A 25,599-nucleotide genomic window follows, 5' to 3' on the forward strand; every position below is an offset into this window, starting at 1 on the left:
AACAGGCAATGATTTACTAAGATCGGGAATATTCCACACACTCAAACGTAATCAACTAGTATATCGAGGATTCCAATGAGAGAAGCAGTTATTGTTAGCACCGCTCGCACGCCGATCGGTAAAGCATTTCGCGGTGCCTTCAACGACACCGAAGCGCCCGCGCTGGGCGGCCACGTCGTTCGTGCGGCAGTAGAGCGTGCCGGTGTTGACCCTAGCATGGTCGACGACGTCATCATGGGTGCTGCTGCTCAGCAGGGTACTCAGGCTTATAACCTGGGCCGCTTGTGTGGCATCGCCGGTGGCCTGCCCGACACCACTTCTGGTATGACCATGGACCGTCAGTGCTCCTCTGGCCTGATGACCATCGCTACCGCTGCTAAATCTATTATGTGCAACGAGTACGATGTCGCTGTGGCCGGTGGCCTGGAGTCCATCTCACTGGTGCAAACCAAGCACAAAAACAGCTACCGCAACGTGTCCAAAACCGTATTGGATATCTCTCCGCGGGCTTACATCCAGATGATTGAAACCGCTGAGATCGTCTCAGAGCGCTACGGCATCAGCCGCGATGCACAGGACGAGTACTCGCTGCAGAGCCAGCTGCGTACCGCCGCAGCACAGGAAGCAGGCGCATTCGACGATGAAATCGTGCCGATGACCGCGACTAAGGCTGTATTCAATCGCGAAACCAAAGAAACCACTTACGAAACTGTGACCCTAGAGAAAGACGAAGGTAACCGTCCTTCAACCACTCTGGAAGGTTTGCAGTCTCTTGAGCCGGTATTCAAAGGCGGCGAGTTCGTATCACAGGGCCAATTCATCACTGCCGGTAACGCCTCACAGCTTTCCGATGGTGCTTCTGCTTGTGTCTTGATGGACCGCCAGTTGGCAGAGCGTCAGGGCCTGGAGCCGCTGGGTATTTATCGCGGTGTTGCCGTGGCCGGTTGTGCACCAGACGAAATGGGTATTGGCCCAGTATTTGCTATCCCCCGCTTGCTGCAGCGTCACAACCTCACAGTTGACGATATCGGTCTGTGGGAGCTTAACGAAGCCTTCGCTTGCCAGGTTATCTACTGCCGCGATCAGTTGGGCATTGATAACGAAAAGCTGAACGTGAACGGCGGTGCGATCTCAATCGGTCACCCCTTTGGCATGAGCGGCTCGCGCATGGTCGGTCACGCGCTGATCGAAGGTAAGCGTCGCGGTGTGCGCTATGTAGTAGTCACCATGTGCATCGGTGGCGGCATGGGTGCAGCAGGTCTGTTTGAGGTGGCCTAAGGCCTCACTCTAAGCTCCATGGCGGCGGCTTTGGCCGCCGCTGTGGTGGCAGCTTGCTGTGCTACAATGGCGTCGTGTTGGGCTCGGCTTAAAGTCGGGTTTTTTTACAATCGAATAGACGGCGTGTATGAGCAAAATTGGCGAGCTGCTAGTTCAACAAAATAAAATTTCTGAGCGGGATGTGGAACGCACCCTGCTAGCCCAGAATGAAATGGGCGACCTATTTGGCCAGGTCTTGGTCAAGTTGGGCTTGGTGTCAGATCTGGATGTGGCGCAGGCCTTGAGCGAGCAGCTCGATATTCCTTTACAGGCGGCCGCCGACTACCCCGAACAAGCCATCAAGCTCGATGGCGTGGCGCAAGATTTCCTCTTTAGCAATGCTGTGGTGCCAGTTGCGCTTACTGATGAGACAGTGACCTTTGCTGCCACAGTGCCACAAGATCCTTTTATCGCCAAAGCCTTGGCGATGGCTCTGGATAGGCCAGTTAAAATCGTGCTTGGCCTAGAGAGCGATATCAACAAAGCGCTGCAGCAACACCTGCAGGCAGATGACTCAGAGCAAGATGACGAGCTGAGTGATCAGTTCAGCGGCCAGAGCGACGATGAGTTCATTGAGCACCTGCGCGACCTAGCCAGTGAAGCGCCGGTCATTCGCTTAGTGAACCAAATTATCCACCGCGCGGTGGATATGGGCGCCTCGGACATTCATATTGAGCCCTTTGAAGATGGGCTACAGCTGCGCTATCGGGTGGATGGCGTGTTGCAGGACTCCCGTGAAATGCCCGCGGCTAATTTAGGGCCAGCGATTGCCTCGCGCATTAAGCTGCTGTCGCATATGAATATTGCCGAGCGCCGCCTGCCCCAAGATGGTCGTATTATGACCCGTGTGAAAGGGCATGAGATCGACCTGCGGGTGTCTACCATCCCCACTGTGCACGGCGAAAGTATTGTGATGCGCGTGCTGGACCGGGGCAGTATCCGCCTCAGTCTCACCTCGATGGGCTTTAGTGAAGATACCCTCAAGCGCTATCAGGGCTTGCTCGATAGCCCCCACGGCGTGCTTTTGGTCACCGGCCCAACCGGCTCCGGTAAAACCACCACGCTGTACGCGTCCTTGGCATCGCTGGATTCAGAGAGCCTGAAAATCATTACCGTGGAAGATCCGGTGGAATACCAGTTGGATGGTGTGAACCAAATTCAGGTACAGCCCCAGATTGAGCTGAGCTTTGCCCGCGCCCTGCGCGCCATTTTGCGTCAAGACCCAGACATCATCATGATCGGTGAGATGCGCGATACAGAAACCGCCCAGATCGGCGTGCAGTCAGCACTGACTGGTCACCTCGTGCTCTCAACCCTGCACACCAATACCGCAGCGGGCGCCATTACCCGCTTGGAAGACATGGGAGTCGAGCGCTATCTGATCACTTCCTCGGTCAACGGCGTGTTGGCCCAGCGCTTGGTGCGAACACTCTGCAAACACTGTAAGACTGCAGTCGAATTGTCGCCGGAAGCTATCCGCCGCTACGGTTTAAAGCCCTTTTTAGCTGAAGGCCAAAGCAGCGTTTATCAGGCCAAAGGCTGCGAACACTGCCTGCAGTCTGGCTACGCTGGCCGTACCTCCATTCACGAGTTGTTCGTGCTGGATGAGGCCATGCACCGAGTGATCATGTCCGGTGCCGATGCCACCTTGCTACACGCGGCAGCGCGCAAGCAAGGCATGATTACACTCTACGAAGACGGGCTGCGCAAAGTCGTTAAAGGCGACACATCCTTAGAAGAAGTGATGCGCGTCACCCAAGATCAGAGTGAGTCGGAAGACGAATCCGCTGTTGCTACTGCGCAACTCAGTGATCTTGAAAGTTCTACGGTCTGAGTCAGTAAATGCCACACTTTAGTTACAAAGCTATCGGGCGAGATGGCAAAACAGTCGACGGCAGTATCGAAGCGGATGGGCTCGAGATCGCCTCTCGCCAATTGCGCAGCCAGGGTTTCACACTACTTAAGATAGAACCTGGCACGGGCGCCGCTGGGGCAGTGCGTAAAAGTGCTAAAGCGCCCGGTCGGCAGGAAGTCTTATCGATGACATCTGAGCTGGCGGTGTTATTGCGCGCCGGTTTGCCACTAGATCGCGCTTTAAAAGTGCTCATTGACATGGCTGCTGAGCCGGCGCTGAACGAGCTACTCAGCGAGCTACTCAAAGACGTCAAAGGCGGTAAAGCGCTGAGTCAGGCTCTGCTCGCTCACGAGCAGGTATTTGGCTCCTTTTATATCAACATGGTGCGCTCAGGTGAGGCCAGCGGTCAGCTGTCCGCCGTGCTCGACCGCTTAGTAGAGTACTTAGAAAACGCCAAAGCCAACCGCGACAGCGTAGTATCAGCTCTTATCTACCCGGCCATCTTGTTGGTGGTGTCGCTGCTCTCCATCGTGTTGATGCTGGGCTTTGTGGTGCCGCAGTTTGAGAGTTTGTTTGAGGATATGGGGGAGGGGCTACCGGCTCTAACCCAGGCAGTGATCAGCGGTGCTGATTTTATTAAAGACTGGGGCTGGTTAGTGCTGATAGGCCTCATTGGCGGTGGCCTATATTTGCGCAGCTGGCTGCGCACGGATGCTGGTAGGGCGAGCTTTCACCGCCGCTTGTTGAAGCTGCCGTTAGCGGGCGGGATTATTTTTGAGTTTGAGGTGTCCAAGTTTGCACGTACTGTCGGCACCCTCTTGGGTAATGGCGTGTCCCTGCTCAAGGCGATCTCCATTGCTATCGACACCGTAGAAAACACCGTCATTCGCGATGCCTTAATGGTCTTGCCGCCAGCGGTCAAAGCCGGCCAGCGCATGTCAGTCGCGCTGGAGGAAACCGGTCTGTTTACCCCCATGGTGATACAGATGACTCGAGTCGGGGAAGAGTCAGGTAGCTTGGGGCACATGATGCTGGAATTAGCCAAGGTATTTGATGATCACGTACAGTCTGGGGTTAAGCGCGGCCTGACCTTGCTGGAGCCGGTGCTTATATTGGGCATGGGAGCGGTGATCGCAGTCATTATTATTGCTATTTTAATGGGTATTTTATCGGTCAATGATCTGGCAGCGTAATGGCTGGGGTCTTTCATTAGGAACAGAGAGGTAAAGCATGAGTTTCACAAGCCACATGACTAGCGCAAGTTCACAGCGGCGTCGTTCGCAGCAGGGTTTTACCTTGATGGAGCTGCTAGTAGTCCTCGCCATACTCGGTTTGTTGATGAGCTTAGTGGGGCCGCGAGTGCTGAATCAGTTGGGTGGGGCTAAAACCAAGACTGCTGCTATTCAGATAAAAGATTTAGAGCAGTCATTGGAAATGTATAAATTGGATGTAGGGCGCTTTCCCTCAACCGATGAGGGCTTAAAAGCCTTAGTCCGCAAGCCGGCGAATGCCGCGGGCTGGAATGGCCCCTACCTCAAGTCCAACGAAGTGCCACTGGACCCCTGGAACAACGAATACCATTATAAATACCCAGGTGAAAAGGGCGAGATAGACATCTTCACCTATGGGCAGAATGGGGTGCCCGGTGGTGAAGGAGAGGATGCCGATGTGGGTAACTGGCGTTAGTTGCAGCGCTAAACTTCGCCCGGCTGGGCAGTCGCGGGGCTTTACTCTGATTGAATTGATGGCGGCGCTAGCTATCGCCGCGATCGTGCTGGCGGTGGCTGTGCCGGCCACTGTTCGTGTCTATGACTCGATGCGTTATCGTGAAAGCGTGCGTGATGTGCTGTCCTTTTTCACCACGGCGCGTTATCAGGCAGTTAGCACTGGCCGCGTGCAAGATGTAGAGGTGGTGCCAGACAAAGGTTTACTGCGCCTCGGCGACAAAAGCGCCAAGGTAGCCTCCAACATGAACTTAACAGTGCATGCTGCGCGTGAGCTGAATCGCTCTGATACCGGTGTTATTCGTTTTTATCCGGATGGTGGTAGTTCGGGAGGTGGGGTCGATATTGAAAGTAATCGCGGTACAGGCATTAGCATTAAAGTCGATTGGCTAATGGGCAGAGTATCCCAAGAGAGCTATGCCATTGAATAAAGTCGGGCGACAGCAGACGGGCTTTTCCCTGCTAGAAATGGTGGTGGCAATGGTGATTCTGAGCCTGTCACTTAGCGTTTTATACCAGGCCACCAGTGGCGCCACGCGCAATGTACGTGTTGATGAGCGCTATGCTTTCGCGGTGGAACTTGCTCGCTCTTTACTGGCTGACTCCGCCCAAGTGCCGCGCAGCGGTTATCAAGCTGCTGGGGAAACCTCAGGTGGCTTTCGCTGGACGGTAGAGACACATCCCATAGTGACAGGTAAAAAGCAGTTAGATCCTGGCTTATTACAAGACATTAAGGTTGTCGTGTCTTGGAATGACGGCAAAGAGCGCAGCTTTGAGCTTGTTTCAGTTGTGCAGGGACGCAGTAAAAAACCGTGAGAAAGCGCGTTCCAAGCCTACCCAAAGACACTAGCCGCGGCTTTACCTTAGTCGAGGTAGTGGTTGCCCTAGCGGTTTTATCTTTAATTATGCTGGCCACTGTCTCTGCGCTACGCACCTTTGCTAACACGCAAACTTCCCTCGATCGTGTCATTGAGCGCATCGATGAAACCCGAACCGTCAGTTCATTTTTGCGTTCCCTAGTTGCCTCGGCGGCGCAGGGGCAGTATGAAGGCGGCCTTACTCTAGGTGGGCCGCCAGAAAATAGTTCGTTTTTTTTCGCTGATGAGTCATTCATGACTTGGAAGGCCACGGTGCTGTTTGGTGAAAATTTTGGTGGCACCTATTTATTGCGAGTGCAGCGACAGGGTGACGCCTTAGTTTTGCTGTGGCAGGAGCCAAGTAACGATAACAGCAATGTCGACTGGAGCGATGCTGCTTCGCGGCAGCTTATTTCTGGGCTGCAGGAGTTTTCCCTTGCTTTTCGCCCTAATTTTGTCGATGACTGGGTCACTAAGTGGGAACCTGGGGCGCCGCCGGCACTGGTCCGCTTGCGCATTAAAACCCGCGACCGCTACTGGCCGGATTTAGTCATGGAGTTGCCATGGTAGTTGCAATCGCGGCGGAATATTCAGCGGCTCCCAAGCGTCTACCTAACAAGCAGGGCGGAGTTGCACTGGCAATTGTGCTGTGGTTTTTGGCCGGCATGTCGCTTCTTGTGGCAGGCATTGTTCACATGGGGCGTATGGATGTAAAAATGGCACAAGTGCATTCATCCCAAGCCAAGGTTGTTGCTGCTGGTGATGGTGCCATACACTTGATGATGGCTACTTTTCTGCGCGATCCGTCTCGGCGAGATCAAGAGCAGTTGCAGTTATCTGCCAATTTCGAGCTAGGTGCTTTGCCAGTTCGGGTACGAATGGTCCCAGCATCAGGTTTAGTGGATATATATCATGCGCCGCCCAATTTGCTCGCCGCCCTGTTTGCCGCACGTGGTGCTTTGGAGCCTGCTGAGGCAGAGCAACTGGCCAAGAGTGTGTTAGAGTTGCGCGCACGAACTTTTTCAAAGTTAGTGAGCCCTGAAGATTTACTGCGAGTGCCGGGCTTTAACCGCGCTTTGCTGGATGCTCTGCGTGACGATATTCGTGCGGTTCAAGGCGGCGGGGGGCTGAGTTGGGCCAAAGCCCCAGCTGAGGTGTTAGCAGCATTGGAGCAAGTCGACCCGCAGCGTGTTGCGGCCATAGCGGCTAAGCGTGATGCCACAGAGCTAGGCCAAGAGATGGCTGCGGGTGAGTCGCTGTTTCGAGTCGACGCCATCGTCGATTTAGGTGGTCAGCAGTGGCTGCGACGCCGCTGGGTAAAAATGGAGTCTGGTGGTAGTGGAGGTTCGGAGCTGCCCTGGAGTTTTATGCGTACAGAATCGCCAAGAGTGGCGGGCAACGGGATATAGGTAGCAAGCATGCTCGATGCTAGCCAGCAATGGCAGCTATTTGGCTTTGATATGAGAAACCTAGGCCGCTATTGGCAGCAGGCCTGGGCCGAGTTTCTGTGGGGTGACCAGTCGCCTCTGCGGCCTCGCCTCGACGAAGTTGTGCTGCTCGAAAGTGAGTCTGGGAGTGAATACTATCAGGCCGGAAGGTCAGTGCAGCCAACAGCCACTGATTGCCAAGCTCTGCTGTTGCCCGATGATTTGGTTTTATTTAAGCGCTTGCGGGTTCCAGTGGCTGCGGAAGCAGAGCTCGCTGCGGTAGTCGCCTTGGAAGTCAGTTCCAGTAGCCCTTTTCTTGCTGATGACACAGGCTATGGTTGGACTCGCATAGGCCGAGATGAACAACACATTCATCTGCAGTTGGCCATTGTTTCACTGAGTGCAAGCATGCGTTATATCGGCCGAGTCTACGATATTCACGATCTGCAAGCTCGCGAGCTCTGGGCCCGCAGCGAAGGTGAGCCTATAGTGATTCAGGGCTTTGGTGAGACTAAGCGTTTGCAGCGTTATAAACGCCGCTTATTGCGTATTAGCGCTCTGCTGGGGCTGTGTGCGCTTGCACTATTGGGCATGCTTTCCCTAGCGGCAGGCAGCAGCTATATCGAGATGCGCTATTACAATGCCCTTAATGAAAGCGTCAGTGCGCAAGCTCGTGATGCTGCCAATATGCGCGCGGCCTTACTCGATGCCAACGAAACTATTCGAGTAGTGAATGAAATTTCAGCTACTTATCCAAGCCCTCACGTAGAGCTGGCCAAGCTCACTCATTTACTGGGGGACGATGCCTATATCGTCCAGTATTTGCAGCAGGGCGAAGGTCTGCGCATTAGGGGGCGAGCTATTGATGCGGCCTCAGTAGTTCAGAAGCTGACCTCAGCGCCTGGCTACGCCGAGGTCAATTCCCCTCAGGCAATTACCGCCGTGGGCAATACCGGGCTGCAGCAGTTCTCTCTTAATATCCAGCTTAAAGCAGGGGCTGATTCATGAGCTGGTTGCGCGACAAGCGACTTTATTCGGCCCTGCTTGTGGCCACGCTGCTATTGCCACTAGGTTTATTTTTCTACCTTGTCTTTAGCGTATTGGGTATGCGCGCAAGTTACGAGGCGCAAATAGATCAGCTTGCGCCGCGCATCGCTCGTATGCAGGGCTTGATTGAGCGTCAAGATGTACTGGCTGACTCCACCCAGCGCATTGATAGCGAAGTGGCCAGCTTGGTTTATCCCGGCAGCGACGACCGCGCTGCGGTTTCAGCTTCGCTGCAGAAGTTGGTGCGAGAAATATTAAGCGATGCCGAGATGAAGGTGATCAATAGCCAAATCTTGTCGGTGATTGAGGATCAAGGTTTTGACCGCATCTCGGTTAGCCTCGCCGCAACCGGTGAGCTAGCAGCTCTTGATTTAGCTCTGAGTGATATTGCGGCTTTGCGGCCCTTAGTCATGGTGGAGGTGCTTAATGTTAAGCCCCAGTCAGTTCGCTCAGGGGATAAAGGCTCGCCTCAAAAAATATCAGTATCGATGCAAGTTTTCAGCTTAAGGCAGTCGCTATGACTTGGTTCGCCCCGCTGCGACAGCGTTACCGGATTACTAGCGAACCGCTGCGCAGTGAGCGTCGCGTGGAGCTATTAACTTTGGCATTTATTGCCGTGCTTGTTGTGCAGGTTATAGTGCTGATGTTGAAGGCTTTTACCACGCCGAGTGTCGAGCCAATACTGCCCGCTGAGGATTCACTGGCAGTGGGGGCCTTGAGTGGCTTGCAGGGGATTAGCCAAGAGCAAAGTGCAGAGCTGCGCGCTAGGCCGATGTTTTGGCAGTCTCGGCGCCCCTATGAGGCACCACCGCCAGAAGTGAAAGCGCCCCAAGAGGAAAAAAAGGCGGCGGCCGAGCTAAAAGGCGTTAAATTGCTGGGCGTGTTTGGCAGTGGCGACAATGCGGGCGTTATTGCGCTGGTTAAGGGTAAGCGCCAGAGAGTACTGCAAGGCGGTGACTTATCTGGCTGGACCCTACGAGAAGTGAGCCCGAAAGAAGTCACTCTTGTGAACGGCGCACGGCGCGAAATCTTGGCACTAGAGCGCCTGCCTGTCACCGGTACAGTGTTAGAGGTCGACGCGCGTCAAGAGGCAGAAACTGCCGAGCCTGAGGCTGATACGCTGAGACCTCAGCGGGAGCCGCAAACACTGAGTCTTGGTGGGCAGTGATTTATTTTATCCGATGGGCTTCAATGCCTGAGATTATTCAAGACAAGTTTAAGGAAGACCTATGCTGCTGAGGTGGCCTGTTACTGTCATTACGCTGAGCCTGCTGCTGAGCAGTTGTGCCTCCATGTCTCCCGCTCAAAAGGAGCCTGTAGTTCAAAGTGCTGCCACAGAGCAGAGGGCACAAGAGCTCAGCCAACAAAGTAAGCAGCTCAGTAAGAGCGCTGCCGAATTGGCAGATTCTGCTGAGAAGCTGGATCGCGTGCAGCCAGTGATTTATCGCGGCACAGACCGACAAATCAGAATGCCCGCTGCTGAAGAGCCGGTGCGCTTAGTTGGTAAAGATGTCAGCTTAAACTTTGAGGATGCCCCCTTGGCGGAGGTGGTGCATGCTGTGTTGGGCGATATTTTGGCGCTCGATTATATTGTCGACCGACCAATCAAGGGCAAGGTCACGCTGCGCACTCGCACCCCTATCCCACGCGATCAGTTGATGGAGGTGGTGGAATCGCTGCTAAAAGCCAACAACGTACTGATGGTGCGCGGCAGTGATGGGCGCTACCTGATTACAGGGGCTGATCGTGCACGTAATTTGCGTCCCGATTTGTCTGCTGCAGGTGAAGGCGGTGTTGGGTACAGCACCATAGTAGTGCCGCTGCAGTACATTAGCGCTAGCAATATGGCCGAGATTTTAAGGCCGGTAGTTGAAGAGTCTTCTTTGCTGCGGGTCGATAATACTCGCAATCTGTTGATCCTTGCAGGCACTCAAGCGCAGTTAGATGGCTGGCTCGAGATGGTTAAAACTTTTGATATGGATGTGCTGGAGGGCATGTCTGTCGGGCTGTTCCCACTCGAGCACAGCGGAGTGGAGTCCACTGCTAAAGTCTTAATGTCGATGCTCGACCAGAGTGGCAAAAATGGCCAGGCCGGTGACTTTGGTCAATTGGTGCGCATCATCCCGATTAAGCGCTTGAATAGCTTGATGGTGGTCACACCGCGCGCCCATTATTTAAAAACTGTCAGTACTTGGATTGAGCGTCTGGACGCAGAACCGGCAGCTAACTTTGAGCGCCGCCTCTATGTTTATCCGGTTCAAAACACAACGGCTAAGCGCCTGGCGGACCTGCTCACTAAAATCTATAGCGGTAGTGGCAGTAAGTCTGGCAGTAGCAGCCAAACATCCACTGGCTTTGGTGGCCAAGACGCAGTGGCGCCTGGTTTGAGTAGTGAGTCAATTGGCTCCTCATCTTCCTCTTCTTCTGGTAGTAGCTCCAACATGACGACGAGCTTTTCTAATAAAGGAAGTAGTGGCGGGGGCATATCCAGCGCCAGCGTGGGCCTTGGCGACGACGATGATGTTATCTCCGACGTGCGAATCGTCGCGGATGATGAGAACAACTCATTAATGATCTACGCCACGGGTAAAGAGTATAAAATTATCGAAACTGCCTTGCAGCAGCTGGACGCGGTGGCAACTCAAGTGGTGATTGAGGCTTCTATATTAGAGGTCACGCTTACCGATGAGCTCAAATATGGTCTCGAATGGAGCTTTAAAGAAGGCCTGGGTGGGGATTATACTGGCGCCGGTATGCTTGATACGGGTGGCCAAGGGATTGGTGCGCTTGCGCCCGGTTTCTCTTACGCGGTCACCAGCGCTGCCGATAATTTCTCTGCGGTACTCAACGCTCTGTCTTCGGATTCCTTAATCAACGTGATATCAACACCTTCGGTAATGGTGCTGGATAACCACGAAGCCTACATTCATGTAGGTGACCAGGTGCCAGTTAAGTCTGCCACCACCATTTCTGAAGGCGGTACGACCCTGCAAAGCGTCAACTACCGCGATACCGGTGTAAAGCTGACTGTGCGCCCCTCAGTGAATGCGGGGCGCTTAGTGACGATGGATGTGGCGCAGTCAGTCACAGATGTGGGCACGGTTGACCCCGCAACAGAGCAGCGCTCATTTTTAGAGCGCAATATTATGACTCGCGTAGCGGTGCGTTCAGATGAGTCAGTGGTGCTCGGTGGCTTGATTCGAGAAAATGCCTCAGCAGGTGACTCGGGTGTGCCTTTCTTGCACAAGATCCCCGTACTCGGTGCTTTGTTTGGTGCTAAGTCGAGCAGCAACAACCGTACCGAGTTAATTGTGATTATTACCCCGCGGGTGATTTCCAATGAAAGCGAGCTAAGGGATATTAGTAAAGAGATGCGCTCGCGAATGCGCAATATGGATCTAATTAATTACGTGTCCGATTAGTACGGCCGAAAGATAGAGTAAATAATTAAATGAGTGCGTAGTCTACTTGAGTTGTAGCTTTGCCATCGTATAATCGCGCCGACCTAACTAGGCTATTTGGGGTAATATGTTATATAAATTGAATGTGAAACTGGGAAAAATACTGTACTTAATAGTGCTTACTGCTGCGTTAACAGCGTGCGCAGGGCCGTCTAATAAGCCCGTGGTATTTGACGAAGAGCAGCGCCAAGCCCTGCTGGAGCGAGTGACTGAGCGCTGGCGAGCATTAGAGCAAGGGGATTACGCGACAAGTTGGGAGTACACCTCGCCAGCTTTTCGAAAGGCATTTCCTAAGAATTTATACCTTAAAAAGTTCTCATACGCCGTGCGTTGGGAGTTGACAGGCGTGGACGTGCTTAACTATGATGACGAAGCAGTTGTGGCGAGTGTGGTTGTTGGGGTCATGTCCCATCCAACTAAACTAACCTCTGCAGCTTCTCAAGCAGTGGGTGCTATACCCCGCGAGCTACGCGAAAGATGGGTTTTCGTGGATGGCGAGTGGTGGTACAGTGCAAACTATTAATAATTGCTAGTAAAAACTGGCAATTTTGAGTGGGTTGTTCGGTTGACAGCTGGCCTCAGCTGGTAATAATAGCGCTAGCAACGTGAAGAAATTATGTTGTACAAAGACTAACTTAGGAGTCTCCTTTATGAATAACACTTTTAAACCACTGGGTCTTGCTGCTGCAGTAGCCGCTGCAACTGTAGGCTATGTAGGTGCGGCTCAGGCTACAGAGTTGGCGGGTAACTCGTCACTTGGTGACTTGGCCCTGATCCCCTATTACACTGTTAACGATGGCTACGCCACTGGTATGTCAATTGTTAATACTTCTGATCGCACACAGGTGATTAAAGTTCGTCTGCGTCGAGCTGTAGACTCTATGGATGCACTTGACTTTAGTGTTGTGCTGTCGCCAGAAGACGTATACACCGGTACTATCGCAGCTAAAGGCGATGATATTGTGTTTGTCTCCAATGACAATAGCTGTACTGCTCCAGCGATGCCGGCGGGTGGCTTTAAAATGCCTGGTATCTATCGTGATGGCGCAGAAGAAGGTTATGTAGAAATTATTTCAATGGGTTCGCCAGTTAGTGAAGATGAGCCTATTGCTAAAGCTGCTTTGCACGATTCAGACGGTGTTCCAGCTAACTGTACGCTAGTTCGCGATAACTTCTACGTGACTGAATATGATCCCACTGCCACCAAGACTGGCTTTACGCCTAAAAAACGTGGTGTTATTAACTCCGCGTTGACAGCTCAGCGATCGAAAGTTGATAGCGATACGCTGGTTCTTAACGAGTACAACGAAGCTCCAGACTCATTAAAAGTTTCTTACTTTATTAAGTCCGATGAGACTGGTCTTGAGTTCGGAAACAACGCCGTGCACTTCTCTGGTCACATGGATGGTGCATCCATGACTAACCAAGAGCAAGGTGTGTTTGCTGGTGACCTGCAAGGTTTTGACCATCCAGACCTGAACGGTGGTGCGCCTTTGTCGTTTATGGGTGGCACAGCCAATGCTGCTTCACGTGGCTTGTATGAAGGTGTGCGTACAGCAATTGGTGCAGAACAGGTTATCAACGATTGGTCAGCTAACGATAGTGGTGCCTTCAGTGTTGATACGGACTGGGTTGTCACTGTGCCAGGTCAGTATCTGATGCTTGATCTTCCACAGTACCTGAACTCTTTGATTGACGAAGACGAGCTGTGTAATCCGGGCCTAGTTGCTAACCATAAGGCAACTGATCCAGAGGATCGCACATGTGACTTCCGTGATATTCCTTTGAAAGCTGACTTCACAGTCTATGACCGGGAAGAGCGAAGCAAAGTGGTAGAGCCAGGTGAGCTGGTGGTATCTCCTGCCATACCAGATCCTGAACATGTGGTATCTCTCGACCAAGAAGTGAACGTCATCGAGTGGGGTAACAGCCCGGTTCTAGGCACTGCCAAGGCTATCAAGGTGCCCAAGCCTGAAGGTGCAGTATTTGGCTGGTCAAACCTAACTGTCACTCAATCTGCTGATAAAGAGCAGGCAATTTGTGACTTTACAAGTGATGGTGTTCTTTGTGAAGTAACAGAGTCTCCGGTTCCAATGGTAGGCTTTGTTGCTTGGCAGCGTAACTTCGATACATTGCCTGAAGCTAACTATGGCCGTATCGTAGAGCACAGCTATGTTGTAAGTGCTGAGTAATTACAGCCATTAGCTAAAACTAAAAACCGACACCTTTGATGGTGTCGGTTTTTTTGTATCTACAATATAAATTTGGTAGCGAAATGTCAGATATTAAGCAACAGTTTTTCCTGTTATTTTTTGTGGTCGCTTTGACGTTTTCAGGCAATGGATTGGCCAGTATTGAGGTGGTTCGAGATCAAGGTACTGCAATAACTGCAGCAGAATTAGATTATTTAGTCAGTAAGTGGACTAGGCAAATGAGAGACTCTGCTCAGCGTGATAAAGGAGATCGTTTAGAGCTCCTGAATATGAGTTTGAGTAATAAAAAGTTGTCAAAGGAAGCTGATAAAATCAACCCCGAAAAAGACGGTGAGTTGTACTGGGATTACATGGTTCGTTTACAAACGCTAAAGCGTAACTTTGTGCTTGAGAAATTTGTGGCGCAATTGAATATACCTGAGATGGATCAGCTTGCTAAAGAGCGTTACACCACGCAGAAAGAAAAATATGCAAAAATCCCTGAAACGCGTATTTCTTCTCATATATTGTTTTCTTCGCCACCTGGCTTACCGAGGGATGGTGTGTTGAGCAAAGCTGCAGAAGTATTAGATCAGCTGCGTTCTGGCGCGAGTTTTGAAGAACTTGTTGTTGAGTACTCAGAAGATCCTGGGAGCAAGAATAAAGGCGGAAAATTCGACCGATGGGTTTCTTTGGGCCAGCCTGGTGTTTCTCCACCTTATACTGGTGGCCTCTTTGAAATAAAGGAGATTGGCGGATATTCGGATCTGGTGCAGACTGAGTTTGGTGTTCATATCATTCGGCTGGATGGTATTAAAGAAGAGGGATTTAAGCCATTTGAAGATGTAAGAGAAGGGATTATTGCGGAACTTGAGAATGAGTATAAAAAACTTGCAATAAAAGACTACATCAGTACGTTTCAAATTACTGATGAAGCCTATATAAACGAACCTGAGCTGGAAAAAATTCTCAACAAGTACCCTGGCCTCGATTAATAAAAAAGTGATAAAGGCGCAGCCATCAGTAGCGATTTTGCTCGCGACTTATAATGGCGCGCCTTTTTTATTCCAGCAATTAGAATCTATTGCAAATCAGTCGTACTCTAATTGGTATCTTTATGCATCAGATGATGGCTCGACTGATGTCACACTTAAATTGCTTGAGAAATGGCAAGACGGTTTTGGAAATACGCGTGTACAGTGTCGTGCAGGCCCTAGTCTAGGTTTTGTTGCTAATTTCCTTAGCCTTATTTGTGCAGAAGAAATAGAAGCTGATTATTACGCTTTTTCAGATCAGGATGATATTTGGGACACCGACAAGCTGAGCAGAGCTGTGGCGGAGCTTGAAAAGCTTCCACAAGGTATACCAGCACTGTATTGTTCGAGAACACGTAGCATTGACTCTCAGGGGCGTCTAATAGGCCTATCTCCGGCTTTCAATCGTCAACCCGGCTTTGCCAATGCTTTAGTGCATAACATCGCTGCAGGTAATACCATGCTTCTTAATGCAGAGGCTTGCAGTCTAGTGCGAGCCTTAGGCGTTGTGGATGTGCCTGCTCATGATTGGTGGGTGTATTTGCTTGTTTCCGGAGCTGGAGGCGCAGTCATCTTCGATTCAAAACCTAGTTTGAGTTATCGGCAGCATGACGATAATCAAATAGGGGATAATAGTGGTTTTATTACCCGCATCAAACGCTATTATTTAGCGCTTTTAGGGCGCAATAGGCGCTGGAGTGATCAACACTTAAACGCTTTGCAAGCCGCTTTGCCTCTGCTTGAGAAAAATAACCGTCGTTTACTTGAGCAGTTTTCTGATGCCCGCAACTTGCCCTTTTTTAGCCGAATAGCAGCAATGATTCGTTTAGGGATTTATGCCCAAACTTTTTCGGGCCGCTGTGGCTTGATCCTAGCAATTATACTAAAAAGGCTATAAGACATTGGGCATAATACCAGAATCAAAAACTCACTTCATATTAACGAAGAATTTGATAGATGAAGGATCAAAAAAAGCTAGTGGTTGTTCTTGGTGCCCATCGGTCGGGCACTTCACTTTGTGCTGCAGCTATGCAGTACTTGGGAGCGAATCTATGTTTGCCTGATGATTATCGCAATGAGGAAAACAGTAAAGGTTTCTTTGAACATCCTGATTTTGTAGAGTTCAATGATGCATTATTGGCTCACCTTGGTGGTGTTTGGGATAACCCAATTTTTAATGGTAGTGAAGCACTAGCGGCTCAATCGCCTGTGAGCATAACACCCTGGCGCAAAGCAGGGGTGGAACTGATCCGCCAGCTATTTGGTAATAAGAAGTTATGTGCAATAAAAGATCCGCGACTCTGTCAGCTGCTGGACTTTTGGCATCCACTCTTTCAGCAGGCTGGTTTTGCAGCTAGTCAGCTGCGCTATGTGCATGTACTTCGTGACCCTGTAGAGGTTGCTCTGTCACAGCAGCAGCGCGCACGCAAAAATCCTGCATATTATGAGGTGGGACATCAACTCGCCGAGGGTGCAGCCCTGTGGTTGTCGCTGACTGCACAAGCCCTGCATTCAGCAAGGTCATTGCCTACTTTCTACTTGAATTACCGTCAGCTTATGGATCGACCGGAAGAGTGCTTACGGGCCATCGCAGAGTTTACTGAGTTGGAGTTTTTTCCTGAGACAGCACGAGAGTTTGCGCAGGAATTTGTCGATGGCAAGCTCTACCGCAGCGAACGAAGTGACGATGGTGTACAGAGGCTCGACAAAGAGTTGCCGCAGCTATTTGAATTTTTCACTGAGCTGCAGCCATTGTGGGAGTCTCAAAGTGCGCAAGGGGTCGAGTCGGCTTTAAATATTTATAGACGTTCTGATACCAGTGAGAGGTTGGCAGATATTGCAGTGCCTGCGCTGTCGCGACTGAGTATTGGCTGTAGAGAGTCGAGGCTTGCGCAATTAATTAAGTCCGATGAGCTTGAATCACTGACCCGGCAGCGGGATGAGTTCGCATCAGTGGTACAGCCGCTAAGAGCTGAAGTGAAGGCCTTAGAGGGAGGTCTAAGCGAATTAAACCAACAGCATACAGATCTAAAGACAGCATACGAAAATATAGAAAGTGATCATCAGAATATTTTGAGCTTGTTGCGGCGCAGCAGCGAAGAAAATACAAGGCTTGAGGCAGATTGCGCACACTTAATGCGTGAGCGCAGCACACTGGAATCCACCATCAGAGATATACAGAAATCGCTATCTTGGCGTATAACCCAACCACTTCGGTGCTTGAGATCCTGGCAGTTGCAATTACAGGACTCAGCTGGGGGTGCCTGGAGGCAATTTCGTCTGCGCGCCATACAGAATTATCATCGGCTAAGTATTCGTCATCCGTCGCTGGCTTGGAATTTGCGACGCTTACTACGTCCGGTATTCCGGGGTATTGGCCGCTTGTTAGATAAGAGTTCACAGTCCAGCGAAAGATTTAACCGGGTCAGCGGAAACCTACTTGAACCCCTCTTATATCAGCAGTATGAGACAAATGAAGCTTATGCTCCGCTTATTAGCGTTATCGTCCCAAATTATAATCACGCTGAGTTCCTGACGCTGCGTTTAGATTCAATTTACTCCCAGAGCTACCCCAATATAGAAGTGATTTTATTGGACGATGCCTCTACGGATGACAGTGTTTCTATTCTTGAGGACTATCAACGGCGTTATTCTTCAAATACTCGCCTGATTTGTAATGAAAAAAACTCTGGTGGGGTGTTTCACCAATGGCAGCGTGGTTTAGAAGCAGCCAATAGCGATATAGTATGGATTGCGGAAAGCGATGACTGGTGTAGTGATAATTTTCTCGAGTCACTTGTACCGTATTTTGAGAATGAAGCAGTGCAGCTGGCTTATGCTCGTACCGTGTTCATGGATGGCGATGGAGATGAGCAAATTTGGTCGATTAATGAGTATTTACACGATATAGACCCGGAGCGGTGGAATAGCGAAATACTTACTACGGGCGCAAATATTGTTCGGGAAGCTTTCGCACAGAAAAACATAATCCCAAACGTGAGTTCCGCAATTTTTCGCAACCCACGCAGTTTAGAGATTATGCACGATCCGAAATGGGAGACAATGCGTATATGTGGTGACTGGGTTCTATATTTGCACTTACTGCGTGGAGGGATGTTGGCATATTCACCGGTTGCTTGTAACTACTATCGTATTCATGGTCAAAACACTTCGGTATCAGCTTACGCAGATGATGCTTTTTACCGAGAGCACGAGCTGGTGGCAGAAACCCTGATAAAATATTTTGGTCTCGATAAAAATGCTCTGGAGCAACTTCGTGAAAATTTGATCATACATTGGAGGCAGACCCGTCCAAATGATCCGGTAGAGGGCTTAGACATTTGTTTTAGCTTAAATGATATTCGAAAGAGAGTTGGTTCGCGTTCTCCCAACTTGCTAATGGCTTCTTATGCTTTCTGTGCGGGTGGAGGGGAAACTTTTCCGGTGAGTTTGGCCAACCTGATGAAAGCTCAAGGATACAATGTTACATATTTGGATTGTGCTCAGGAAGAGCGTAATGAAGGGGTGCGGAAGCGTTTGAGGCCCGATATCCCTGTGGTATCAGATTACTCACAAATTGAACGGATCGTGCAGGATTTTAATATCGATATTATTCACTCGCACCATGCCTGGGTGGATAGCACGGTCTTAGATGTGTTACCTGAAAAGTCTTTCTGTAAGACGGTTGTTACATTGCATGGTATGTATGAAACGATTAATGAGGTAGATCTCAAAGGAATTTTGCCTCGATTGGTAAAGCGCACGGCACGGCTAATTTATGTAGCTGAAAAGAATTTAGGTGCTATTGATAGTTTAGGTCTTAGACAACAGGCAAGGCTTCAGCGAATTGATAATGCACTCGAACATGAAGCTTATGTGCCTGTAACTCGAGGAGCGCTTCAGATCCCTGATAGTGCCTTTATTTTGACACTAGTCAGTCGTGGAATGGAAGAAAAAGGCTGGGCAGAGGGGATTCAAGCGGTGGCTCTTGCTAGGGAGCTTTCAGGTAATGACATTCACTTAGTTCTTGTTGGGGATGGCCCAGAATATGAGAGACTTAAGAGCGAGAAGCTGCCTGCGTTCGTTCATTTAGAGGGTTTTCAGAGTAATGTGCGCGGATATTTCGCTGTTGCTGATCTTGGGTTTTTGCCCTCGCGTTTTAAAGGGGAGAGTTTTCCCCTAGTCATAATTGAGTGTCTGCAGGTGGGGCGCCCTATGATGGCGACAAATATAGGTGAAATATCATATATGCTCGAAAGCCAGGAAGGATTGGCCGGTGTACTGTTGGAGCTTGATGGAGACGATTTAGATATCGAAGCTATGGCGCAAGCTATAGCTGAAGTAAGCGAGCAATCCGAAATTTATGAAGGTCTTGTCCGCAGGGTACCAATTGCAGCGAATAAGTTTGATCCTGTGATTCTTGCGGCCAAACATGATGAGACCTATCGTGCTGCACTAGCAGAGTGAGAGTGGTAAAGGGGCGATCGTTTTTAGGAGACTGAATAATGGGGCCTACCAAAATATTTGAACGTATATACTTGCACGTGGGCCTTGGGAAAACTGGTAGTAGCTCAATTCAAAGAGCAGCCGTAGGCCAGCACGATCAGTTGCTTGATGTGCATGGCATTCATTTTCCATTAATTGACGGGGATCCAAGGCCGTTTAATGGCAATCATACGCTATTTCTGAGCTCACTTTTTGGATCAAAACCCGAGCTTCAGCGTCCAAATCAGCTGTATGGATTAGGCTCGTACGACGCAATTAGCAAAGCAAATGAAGATGTTTTGCGGCAGTTTGAGCAAGGGTTTCTTGCCACCAGTGCCACAAAATTGCTTCTATCTGCTGAGGGAGTAGGTCACTATAGCCGAGGTCGTATGCAGCGCTTGGCTGATTGGTTATACACTTTTACAAGCGACGTTAGAGTAGTAGCTTGTTTAAGAAATCCCATCGACGCGCTCTCTAGTGAAATTCAGCAACGCTTGAAGACTGGTGCGATCTTGGAGAACCTGTATCGTGATCCGCCGCACTATTCTTATAGGACGGTGCTTACAGACTTGGAAAGTGTTTTTGGTCGCAGTAGTTTTTTATTGTATGACTATGCCGATGCCATAGAGAGCAGAGGAGGTTTAGTTGCCGAGTTTTTTCGTCAGATTGGCTTATCTTTGAGCGGGATGGATGAGGTCTTGGATGGAGAGGTGGTCAATACAAGCATGAGTCAGGAGGGAGCCTTACTTTTAAGTGCGCTTAATCGACAAAGGCCACTGTTTGTAAATGGCAGTGTTAATCCGTCCAGATCGCCAGAAGATGTACTAGAGTTTATTTCGATACCTGGGAAAAAATATCAAGCGCCTGAATGGGTATATCGTCAGTTGAGAAGTCAGGTGGAGCCTGAGTTGGCTTGGCTTTACTCAAATTATGGTCTTATTTTACGTGAATTAAAGTCATTGCGGCCTAATCCTCTAAGCCGTCAATGGAGCGAGCAAAGCATCGATGCTCTCGCTCTTAAACTGAATGACTTAGGAAGGTTAAGGCGAGCCTAGTTTTACTTATTCTCCACCACGCCCGCCCGTTTAGCTTAATTCATCTGTAAAGCGCCCAAGTTGGTTTGCTGTTTGTTTATGAAAGGGCTTAATAGAGTCGCGCTCTCTTTGTATAAAGCTTTGTAGTCGTTGGAAAAGCTTCGGGTATTTTTGTTGTAAAAACTTTGATATTGCAACACCTTCACTATGGGGTAAGGGGTTGCTATCCCATGGGTCATCTGGGTTTGGTAAAGGAGCATCAAATAATATCCCACTCGGGCGTCCCATATAGTTTATTGCAATTGATTCATTGACTACAGTAGCGTGATCGAGGATCTTTATTCGATCATTTGGGGAAAGAATATCTCTTTGGGGGCGGGGAAATTTTTTTGCGTACTCAGCTAATGGGGCGTTAAATAAAACTGTTTGTTCACGATTATCTTCCAGCACATTGATTAAGCGTTTATATTCCATTGTGCTGTTGGAGAGGCGTGGATTGGCGTCCGCATGGTTATAGCTAAATGTTCGACCCGGCTCGACACCGTAGGCATGGTAAAGTAGGTCGCTGCGAATATCACCGTTGTGGAATTGAGTTTTTTCATAGGCTCGAACTAAGATTTTGTCTGCTCCTAAAGCGTCCGCCCAAGGTTGAATCTTGTCTAGATAATTGAACCGGACAATTAGGTTGTCGAGTATATGGTGTAAATCCCGTTTTTGTGCGCCAGCTTTAACCTGTTGATTATAGGTGGCCATGATAATGTCATCTTGGCGTCGTAGATAAACTAATATTCTAATATCGAAGTGTTTTTTAACTTCTGTGCAAAAAGCACTAATAGCTTCTGGGGTGGCCCAAGCGATCAATTCTGATGAGATAAGTATTTTATCTTCTTTGCATTGGCTCAGTTTGGGCGCCCATTGGTCAGGCGTTTGGAAATCCCATTGGCCAAGTAAAAACTTGGGAATATGAGGCGATAGAAGGTGGTGTGCATCTGACATGATGCCAGTCTTAGGATACAAAATTCCAAGCTTCGATAAGGGGCGTCTATTTGCCCAAAAAAAGTTTTGCAGGGCAGTTGTTCCTGTTTTGCCCATGCCAATATGGATTGTTAATTCTTTTGCCATTTAAAGTAGATATTCCATCACAAAAGGTTCGAATTATACCCTAGGAGGTATTTCAGCGCATTAAGATAGCGTACCTTAGTCTTGTAGTTTCAGTTGCGGCTGTTGTTGACTATAATAGGCGCCCTCTCTATTGTTGCCCACCTGCATAGCTATGCGGTATAACTTTTAGCATAGCTCGAATCGATTTCATCTCATGACAGTTGTTTACTGTGAGGCCCTATGTCCGAAGATATTTTGGGATTAAACAGACATCCAGGTGACCACCATTATCGCGCTTTCGTAGGGCCATCTGTGGACTATGATTTAGTTAGTGCAATGGCCTTTGGCCTTCTCACAGCATGTGGTTTGCGGCAGCATCATCGCTTATTAGATATTGGTTGTGGCTCGCTTCGTTTAGGGCGGCTCTTTATTCCATATTTGAATCAGGGTAATTACGTAGGTCTTGAACCCAACAAGTGGCTAGTCGAAGAGGGCTTGCGTTATGAGGTTGGAGACTCGCTTGTGAAGAATAGGTCTCCTTCCTTTGTTTATGGCAGCAGTCTTAGCGGGTGGGAAGGCAAGCGTGAGTTTGACTTTGCAGTTGCTCAATCTATTTTTAGCCATACAGGTGCCGACTTATTGCTCCAGTGGCTTGTAGAAACTGCTGATGCCTTATCAGAAAGTGGGGTACTTTTCGCGACAATTATTGAAGGTGCTGAAGACTGCCGTGACTCAGGTTGGATTTATCCAGAGTGTGTTGAGTACCGGATTGAAACGATATCGCGGTGGGCGGAGGAAAATGGCTTACAAACCCAAGTATTAGATTGGTACCACCCTCGACAAACGTGGTGTGCTTTTTATAAACCCGAGTTTGATCCGGGAGTGCTCAATGGAGGCTCGCCTTCTTGGAACCACTTTGGAAGCCGTGCACAACCATGACGGAGCGCTTTTCTGACTTAGTTTATTTGAAGCAGTATCGTGTAATGGCTGAAGATACAGCGCCGATTGTTATTGGTGGTGTAGGAGGTAGCGGAACGAGACTGGTCGCTAGTCTGCTGCCTGGCTTTGGGGTGGAACTGCCAGGCTTGATGAATGATGCGCTGGATAACATGTGGTTTAGCTTGCTATTCGTGCGGCGCAGTATTTTGCTGAAACCACGCGCTGAGATTTCTGCTTTATGCTGGATGTTTTCTCGTTTAATGCGACATAACGAAGCTGTGCCGGCTGAGCTGTTGTCAATGTTGAGTGAGGCTGCAGAATTTGATCGAGGACCAGCCCTAAATAAGGCCATGTTAAATGAGGCGCTAGAGTCGATTCTGAGCTTGCTTCCATCAGAGTCAGAAAAGGATTTGTCTTTGGAGACTCCGTGGGGTTGGAAGCAGCCTAATAGTCATGTCATGCTGCCTATGCTTAATCAGTACTTTCCAAATATGAAGTATATCTATGTTGCACGCAATGGTTTAGACATGGCATTTAGTGCTAATCAAAACCAGCTTCGATACTTTTGGGGGGATCTTTTGCTAGAGGGAGATTTTAGTGTTACGCCTAGGAACTCCTTGCGGTATTGGGTCGCTGCTTTTAAAAGGGTTTTAGGAGACAAGGCTTTGTTGGGTGATCGACTTCATATCCTGAATTTTGATGCGCTATGTGATCAGCCGGCTTCTGAATTGGCCCGCCTTAAGCAGTTTTTAGAGTTAGATGTTGATTCAGGTGTATTGAGCTCTCTCGCTGACTCAATAGTGAAGCCGGCGAGTCGAGGGCGGCACGCAAAACAAGATTGTTCGCAGTTTGATTCAGCTGATATTGATTTTGTGAGAGCGGCTGGATTCGATGTGCAGGTATAGTGATTTATATTCCTAGCTTGCTTTTTATACTACGGTTCCGGGTGCGTAGACCTTGAGCCAAAACCATATCCACTGGCGCTCTGCCATCCTCAACTGGCGTATGCTGGCTTGCATATTTATTGGCTTTGCCTCTGGTATGCCTTTGTATGTGCTGCTGCAGTTGGTTCCGGCTTGGTTGCGCGACGAAGGCGTTTCTCTTGTTGAGATAGGCTTATTTGCCCTAGTTGGCATTCCTTATACTTGGAAGTTCCTGTGGGCGCCCTTTATGGATCGCTGGTCGCCGCCCTTGTTGGGGCGATTGGGTCGGCGCCGTGGGTGGATGTTGCTATGTCAGCTCGCTTTGCTGCTATCTATTGGCTTCTTAGGCCAGCTTGAGCCGGCAGTCTCAACAGCGGTAGTAGCCTGGGTGGCCTTATCAGTGGCGTTTTTCAGTGCTAGCCAGGATGTAGTGCTCGATGCTTTTCGCCGCGAAATCCTGCCCGATGAAGAGCTTGGCCTGGGTAACTCGATTCACGTACAAGCCTATCGCATCGCTGGCTTAGTGCCTGGCTCGCTGTCATTGATCTTGGCCGACATCATGCCTTGGAGTTCGGTGTTCTGGATCACAGGCAGCTTCATGTTGGTAGGCGTAGGCCTGACCGTCATGGTGAAGGAGCCAGAAACCGAAAAAGTTGCTCTGATGGGGCTGCGCAGGGCGGTGGTCGCGCCATTTTTTGAGTACCTCAATCGTCGAGGCTGGTCAGGGCTATTGTTGGTTTTGAGTTTTATGTTTTTGTACAAACTCGGTGACAATATGGCCACGGCCCTTGCCACGCCTTTTTATCTCGACATGGGCTTTTCTAAAACGGAGATTGGCTTAGTAGCCAAACACGCAGCCTTATGGCCGGCCATTGCCGGCGGTTTATTAGGCGGCATCGTAATGATCCGGGTGGGTATTAACCGTAGCTTGTGGCTGTTTGGGCTCGTGCAACTGGTCAGTATCTTTGGTTTTGCAATTTTGTCAGCTAGCGAAGCCGAGCTGTGGTTGCTGGCATCAGTGATCGGCTTTGAATATCTCGGGGTGGGTTTGGGAACCGCGGCCTTTACAGCATTTTTGGCCCGGGAAACCAGTCGTGTTTTTGCTGCCACCCAATTTGCTTTATTCACTGCGCTAGCCGCTTTGCCGCGGACTTTTGCTAATGCCAGTACCGGGGTCATTGTAGAGCAGACCGGCTGGCTGAGCTTCTTCTTGCTCTGTGCAGCTTTGGCCTTACCCGGTATGTTGCTGCTAGTGTGGGTGGCACCCTGGAAGCGCTCCGCTTCCGCAGAAGGTGAAAGCGGAGCCGTTTAACCTGTTTCTATCCTTGGGGTATACTCGCAGACCAACCCAGTGCTAATTGGGCGCTAAACGAAATAATAATTTATGAATGATCCACTACAAGCTGTTACGTATTCAGAATCACCCTTGTCTTTGCTTGCAGCGGCACATGGCGGGTAGGGCAAACTTATGTCGATGCTAGGTTCTGAGCCGGTACTGCAAGCACCTCAGCGCGTCTTAGCAATACTTGGTATGCATCGCAGTGGCACCAGTTGCTTGACCGGTTCGCTGCAAGATGCGGGCTTAGAGCTGGGCGATTGTCACACTTGGAATCCCTACAACAAAAAAGGAAATCGAGAAAACCAAGCCTTTGTTGATCTGCATGATGCTATTCTCGCTGCGAACGGGGGGGCTTGGGATAAGCCACCGCGAAAAGTTCGCTGGCAGCAGGAGCATTATGAATGGGCCCGCAATATTCTGGCAGAGCAAACAATGACAGGGGTTTTTGGTTTTAAAGACCCCAGAGCTTTATTAGTGATTGACGGCTGGCGAAAAGTCTTGCCTTCGCTGGAATTCGTCGGGATTTTCCGTCATCCAGAAGCCGTGGTGCAATCTCTGGCCAATCGAAGCCAATTGGCGCGAGACCATGCTCTGGCTCTGTGGTTTCATTACAACCGGGCACTGTGGCATTTGTACAAAAAGGAGCGTTTTCCTGTATTGTGCTTTGATGAGGGTGAGCAAGAGTTTCAGGCTAAAGTAGCAAGCCTAACACCGCAGTTAGGTTTAACTCGCGAGGAGCATGTCGCCACATTTTATGATCGCAGCTTAAAGCAATACTGCGGTGAGTCGCTGTCGACTCTGCCATGGCGAGTGCGACGCTTGTATCAAAACCTGCGTAAAGTCAGCGTGTAAATGAATTGGGCC

General features: G+C 49.8%; 23 protein-coding genes. 22 read left to right on the plus strand and 1 reads right to left on the minus strand.

Going from position 1 to position 25,599, the window contains the following annotated elements; genetic code table 11:
• The first annotated feature begins 75 nt into the window (after positions 1-75).
• The 18 genes from H2508_RS14200 (at position 76) to H2508_RS14285 (ending at position 20,454) form a co-directional block, all read left to right on the plus strand.
• Entirely contained in the window at positions 76-1,278 is a 1,203-nt protein-coding gene (locus tag H2508_RS14200) for an acetyl-CoA C-acyltransferase (protein WP_182175199.1), read from the plus strand.
• A 127-nt stretch (positions 1,279-1,405) separates the two neighbouring features.
• Positions 1,406-3,151: a GspE/PulE family protein gene (locus H2508_RS14205; protein ID WP_182175202.1), complete on the plus strand. Its 1,746-nt coding sequence runs from the start codon at positions 1,406-1,408 to the stop codon at positions 3,149-3,151.
• 8 nt (positions 3,152-3,159) lie between these two features.
• Entirely contained in the window at positions 3,160-4,365 is a 1,206-nt protein-coding gene (locus H2508_RS14210; RefSeq protein ID WP_182175205.1) for a type II secretion system F family protein, read from the plus strand.
• A gap of 55 nt (positions 4,366-4,420) precedes the next feature.
• Positions 4,421-4,858: a type II secretion system major pseudopilin GspG gene (gene gspG / locus H2508_RS14215; protein ID WP_182175208.1), complete on the plus strand. Its 438-nt coding sequence runs from the start codon at positions 4,421-4,423 to the stop codon at positions 4,856-4,858.
• Positions 4,839-5,327 carry a pilus assembly FimT family protein gene (locus H2508_RS14220; RefSeq protein WP_182175211.1) on the plus strand — a complete coding sequence of 163 codons (489 nt, stop codon included), beginning with the start codon at positions 4,839-4,841 and terminating at the stop codon, positions 5,325-5,327. Before gspG ends, H2508_RS14220 begins: the two co-directional genes overlap by 20 nt.
• A complete protein-coding gene (locus H2508_RS14225) occupies positions 5,314-5,712 on the plus strand; it encodes a type II secretion system protein (protein WP_182175213.1) in 399 nt (132 codons plus the stop codon). The genes H2508_RS14220 and H2508_RS14225 overlap by 14 nt, the downstream gene beginning before the upstream one ends.
• Positions 5,709-6,323, plus strand: coding sequence for a prepilin-type N-terminal cleavage/methylation domain-containing protein (locus H2508_RS14230; RefSeq protein WP_182175216.1), 615 nt, complete (start codon positions 5,709-5,711; stop codon positions 6,321-6,323). The genes H2508_RS14225 and H2508_RS14230 overlap by 4 nt, the downstream gene beginning before the upstream one ends.
• Positions 6,317-7,162 carry a general secretion pathway protein GspK gene (locus tag H2508_RS14235; RefSeq protein ID WP_182175219.1) on the plus strand — a complete coding sequence of 282 codons (846 nt, stop codon included), beginning with the start codon at positions 6,317-6,319 and terminating at the stop codon, positions 7,160-7,162. The genes H2508_RS14230 and H2508_RS14235 overlap by 7 nt, the downstream gene beginning before the upstream one ends.
• A gap of 9 nt (positions 7,163-7,171) precedes the next feature.
• The gene (locus H2508_RS14240) at positions 7,172-8,188 is read left to right on the plus strand and encodes a PilN domain-containing protein (RefSeq protein WP_182175222.1); all 1,017 of its coding nucleotides are present in this window, start codon (positions 7,172-7,174) and stop codon (positions 8,186-8,188) included.
• Positions 8,185-8,748, plus strand: a complete 564-nt coding sequence (gene gspM, locus H2508_RS14245; RefSeq protein ID WP_182175225.1) for a type II secretion system protein GspM — start codon at positions 8,185-8,187, stop codon at positions 8,746-8,748. The genes H2508_RS14240 and gspM overlap by 4 nt, the downstream gene beginning before the upstream one ends.
• Positions 8,745-9,395 carry a hypothetical protein gene (locus H2508_RS14250; protein ID WP_182175228.1) on the plus strand — a complete coding sequence of 217 codons (651 nt, stop codon included), beginning with the start codon at positions 8,745-8,747 and terminating at the stop codon, positions 9,393-9,395. Before gspM ends, H2508_RS14250 begins: the two co-directional genes overlap by 4 nt.
• A gap of 61 nt (positions 9,396-9,456) precedes the next feature.
• The gene (gene gspD / locus H2508_RS14255; protein ID WP_182175231.1) at positions 9,457-11,649 is read left to right on the plus strand and encodes a type II secretion system secretin GspD; all 2,193 of its coding nucleotides are present in this window, start codon (positions 9,457-9,459) and stop codon (positions 11,647-11,649) included.
• Positions 11,650-11,851: 202 nt separating this feature from the next.
• Positions 11,852-12,211, plus strand: coding sequence for a hypothetical protein (locus H2508_RS14260; protein ID WP_220463798.1), 360 nt, complete (start codon positions 11,852-11,854; stop codon positions 12,209-12,211).
• Between the two features lie 127 nt (positions 12,212-12,338).
• Positions 12,339-13,880 (plus strand): hypothetical protein, encoded by a 1,542-nt coding sequence (locus H2508_RS14265; protein WP_182175234.1) that lies wholly within the window; start codon positions 12,339-12,341, stop codon positions 13,878-13,880.
• An 83-nt stretch (positions 13,881-13,963) separates the two neighbouring features.
• Entirely contained in the window at positions 13,964-14,875 is a 912-nt protein-coding gene (locus H2508_RS14270; protein ID WP_182175237.1) for a peptidylprolyl isomerase, read from the plus strand.
• A 7-nt stretch (positions 14,876-14,882) separates the two neighbouring features.
• A complete protein-coding gene (locus tag H2508_RS14275; protein ID WP_182175240.1) occupies positions 14,883-15,812 on the plus strand; it encodes a glycosyltransferase family 2 protein in 930 nt (309 codons plus the stop codon).
• 59 nt (positions 15,813-15,871) lie between these two features.
• Positions 15,872-19,381 carry a glycosyltransferase gene (locus H2508_RS14280; RefSeq protein ID WP_182175243.1) on the plus strand — a complete coding sequence of 1,170 codons (3,510 nt, stop codon included), beginning with the start codon at positions 15,872-15,874 and terminating at the stop codon, positions 19,379-19,381.
• Between the two features lie 38 nt (positions 19,382-19,419).
• Complete coding sequence (locus tag H2508_RS14285) at positions 19,420-20,454, plus strand: hypothetical protein (RefSeq protein ID WP_182175245.1); 1,035 nt, start codon at positions 19,420-19,422, stop codon at positions 20,452-20,454.
• A gap of 30 nt (positions 20,455-20,484) precedes the next feature.
• Here H2508_RS14285 and H2508_RS14290 read toward each other — a convergent pair whose 3' ends face one another.
• Positions 20,485-21,555 (minus strand): hypothetical protein, encoded by a 1,071-nt coding sequence (locus tag H2508_RS14290; protein ID WP_182175248.1) that lies wholly within the window; start codon positions 21,553-21,555, stop codon positions 20,485-20,487.
• Between the two features lie 219 nt (positions 21,556-21,774).
• Between H2508_RS14290 and H2508_RS14295 the strand changes: the two genes are divergently transcribed.
• The 4 genes from H2508_RS14295 to H2508_RS14310 all read left to right on the plus strand — a co-directional run bounded on the left by H2508_RS14295 (position 21,775) and on the right by H2508_RS14310 (position 25,587).
• A complete protein-coding gene (locus tag H2508_RS14295; RefSeq protein ID WP_182175250.1) occupies positions 21,775-22,473 on the plus strand; it encodes a class I SAM-dependent methyltransferase in 699 nt (232 codons plus the stop codon).
• Positions 22,440-23,378: a sulfotransferase gene (locus H2508_RS14300; RefSeq protein ID WP_182175252.1), complete on the plus strand. Its 939-nt coding sequence runs from the start codon at positions 22,440-22,442 to the stop codon at positions 23,376-23,378. The genes H2508_RS14295 and H2508_RS14300 overlap by 34 nt, the downstream gene beginning before the upstream one ends.
• Before the next feature lie 100 nt (positions 23,379-23,478).
• Positions 23,479-24,708 (plus strand): AmpG family muropeptide MFS transporter, encoded by a 1,230-nt coding sequence (locus H2508_RS14305; protein WP_182175445.1) that lies wholly within the window; start codon positions 23,479-23,481, stop codon positions 24,706-24,708.
• 156 nt (positions 24,709-24,864) lie between these two features.
• Positions 24,865-25,587, plus strand: coding sequence for a sulfotransferase family protein (locus tag H2508_RS14310; RefSeq protein WP_182175254.1), 723 nt, complete (start codon positions 24,865-24,867; stop codon positions 25,585-25,587).
• The last annotated feature ends 12 nt before the right edge of the window (positions 25,588-25,599 follow it).

The organism is Sediminihaliea albiluteola (assembly GCF_014077625.1).
Taxonomy (GTDB): domain Bacteria; phylum Pseudomonadota; class Gammaproteobacteria; order Pseudomonadales; family Halieaceae; genus Sediminihaliea; species Sediminihaliea albiluteola.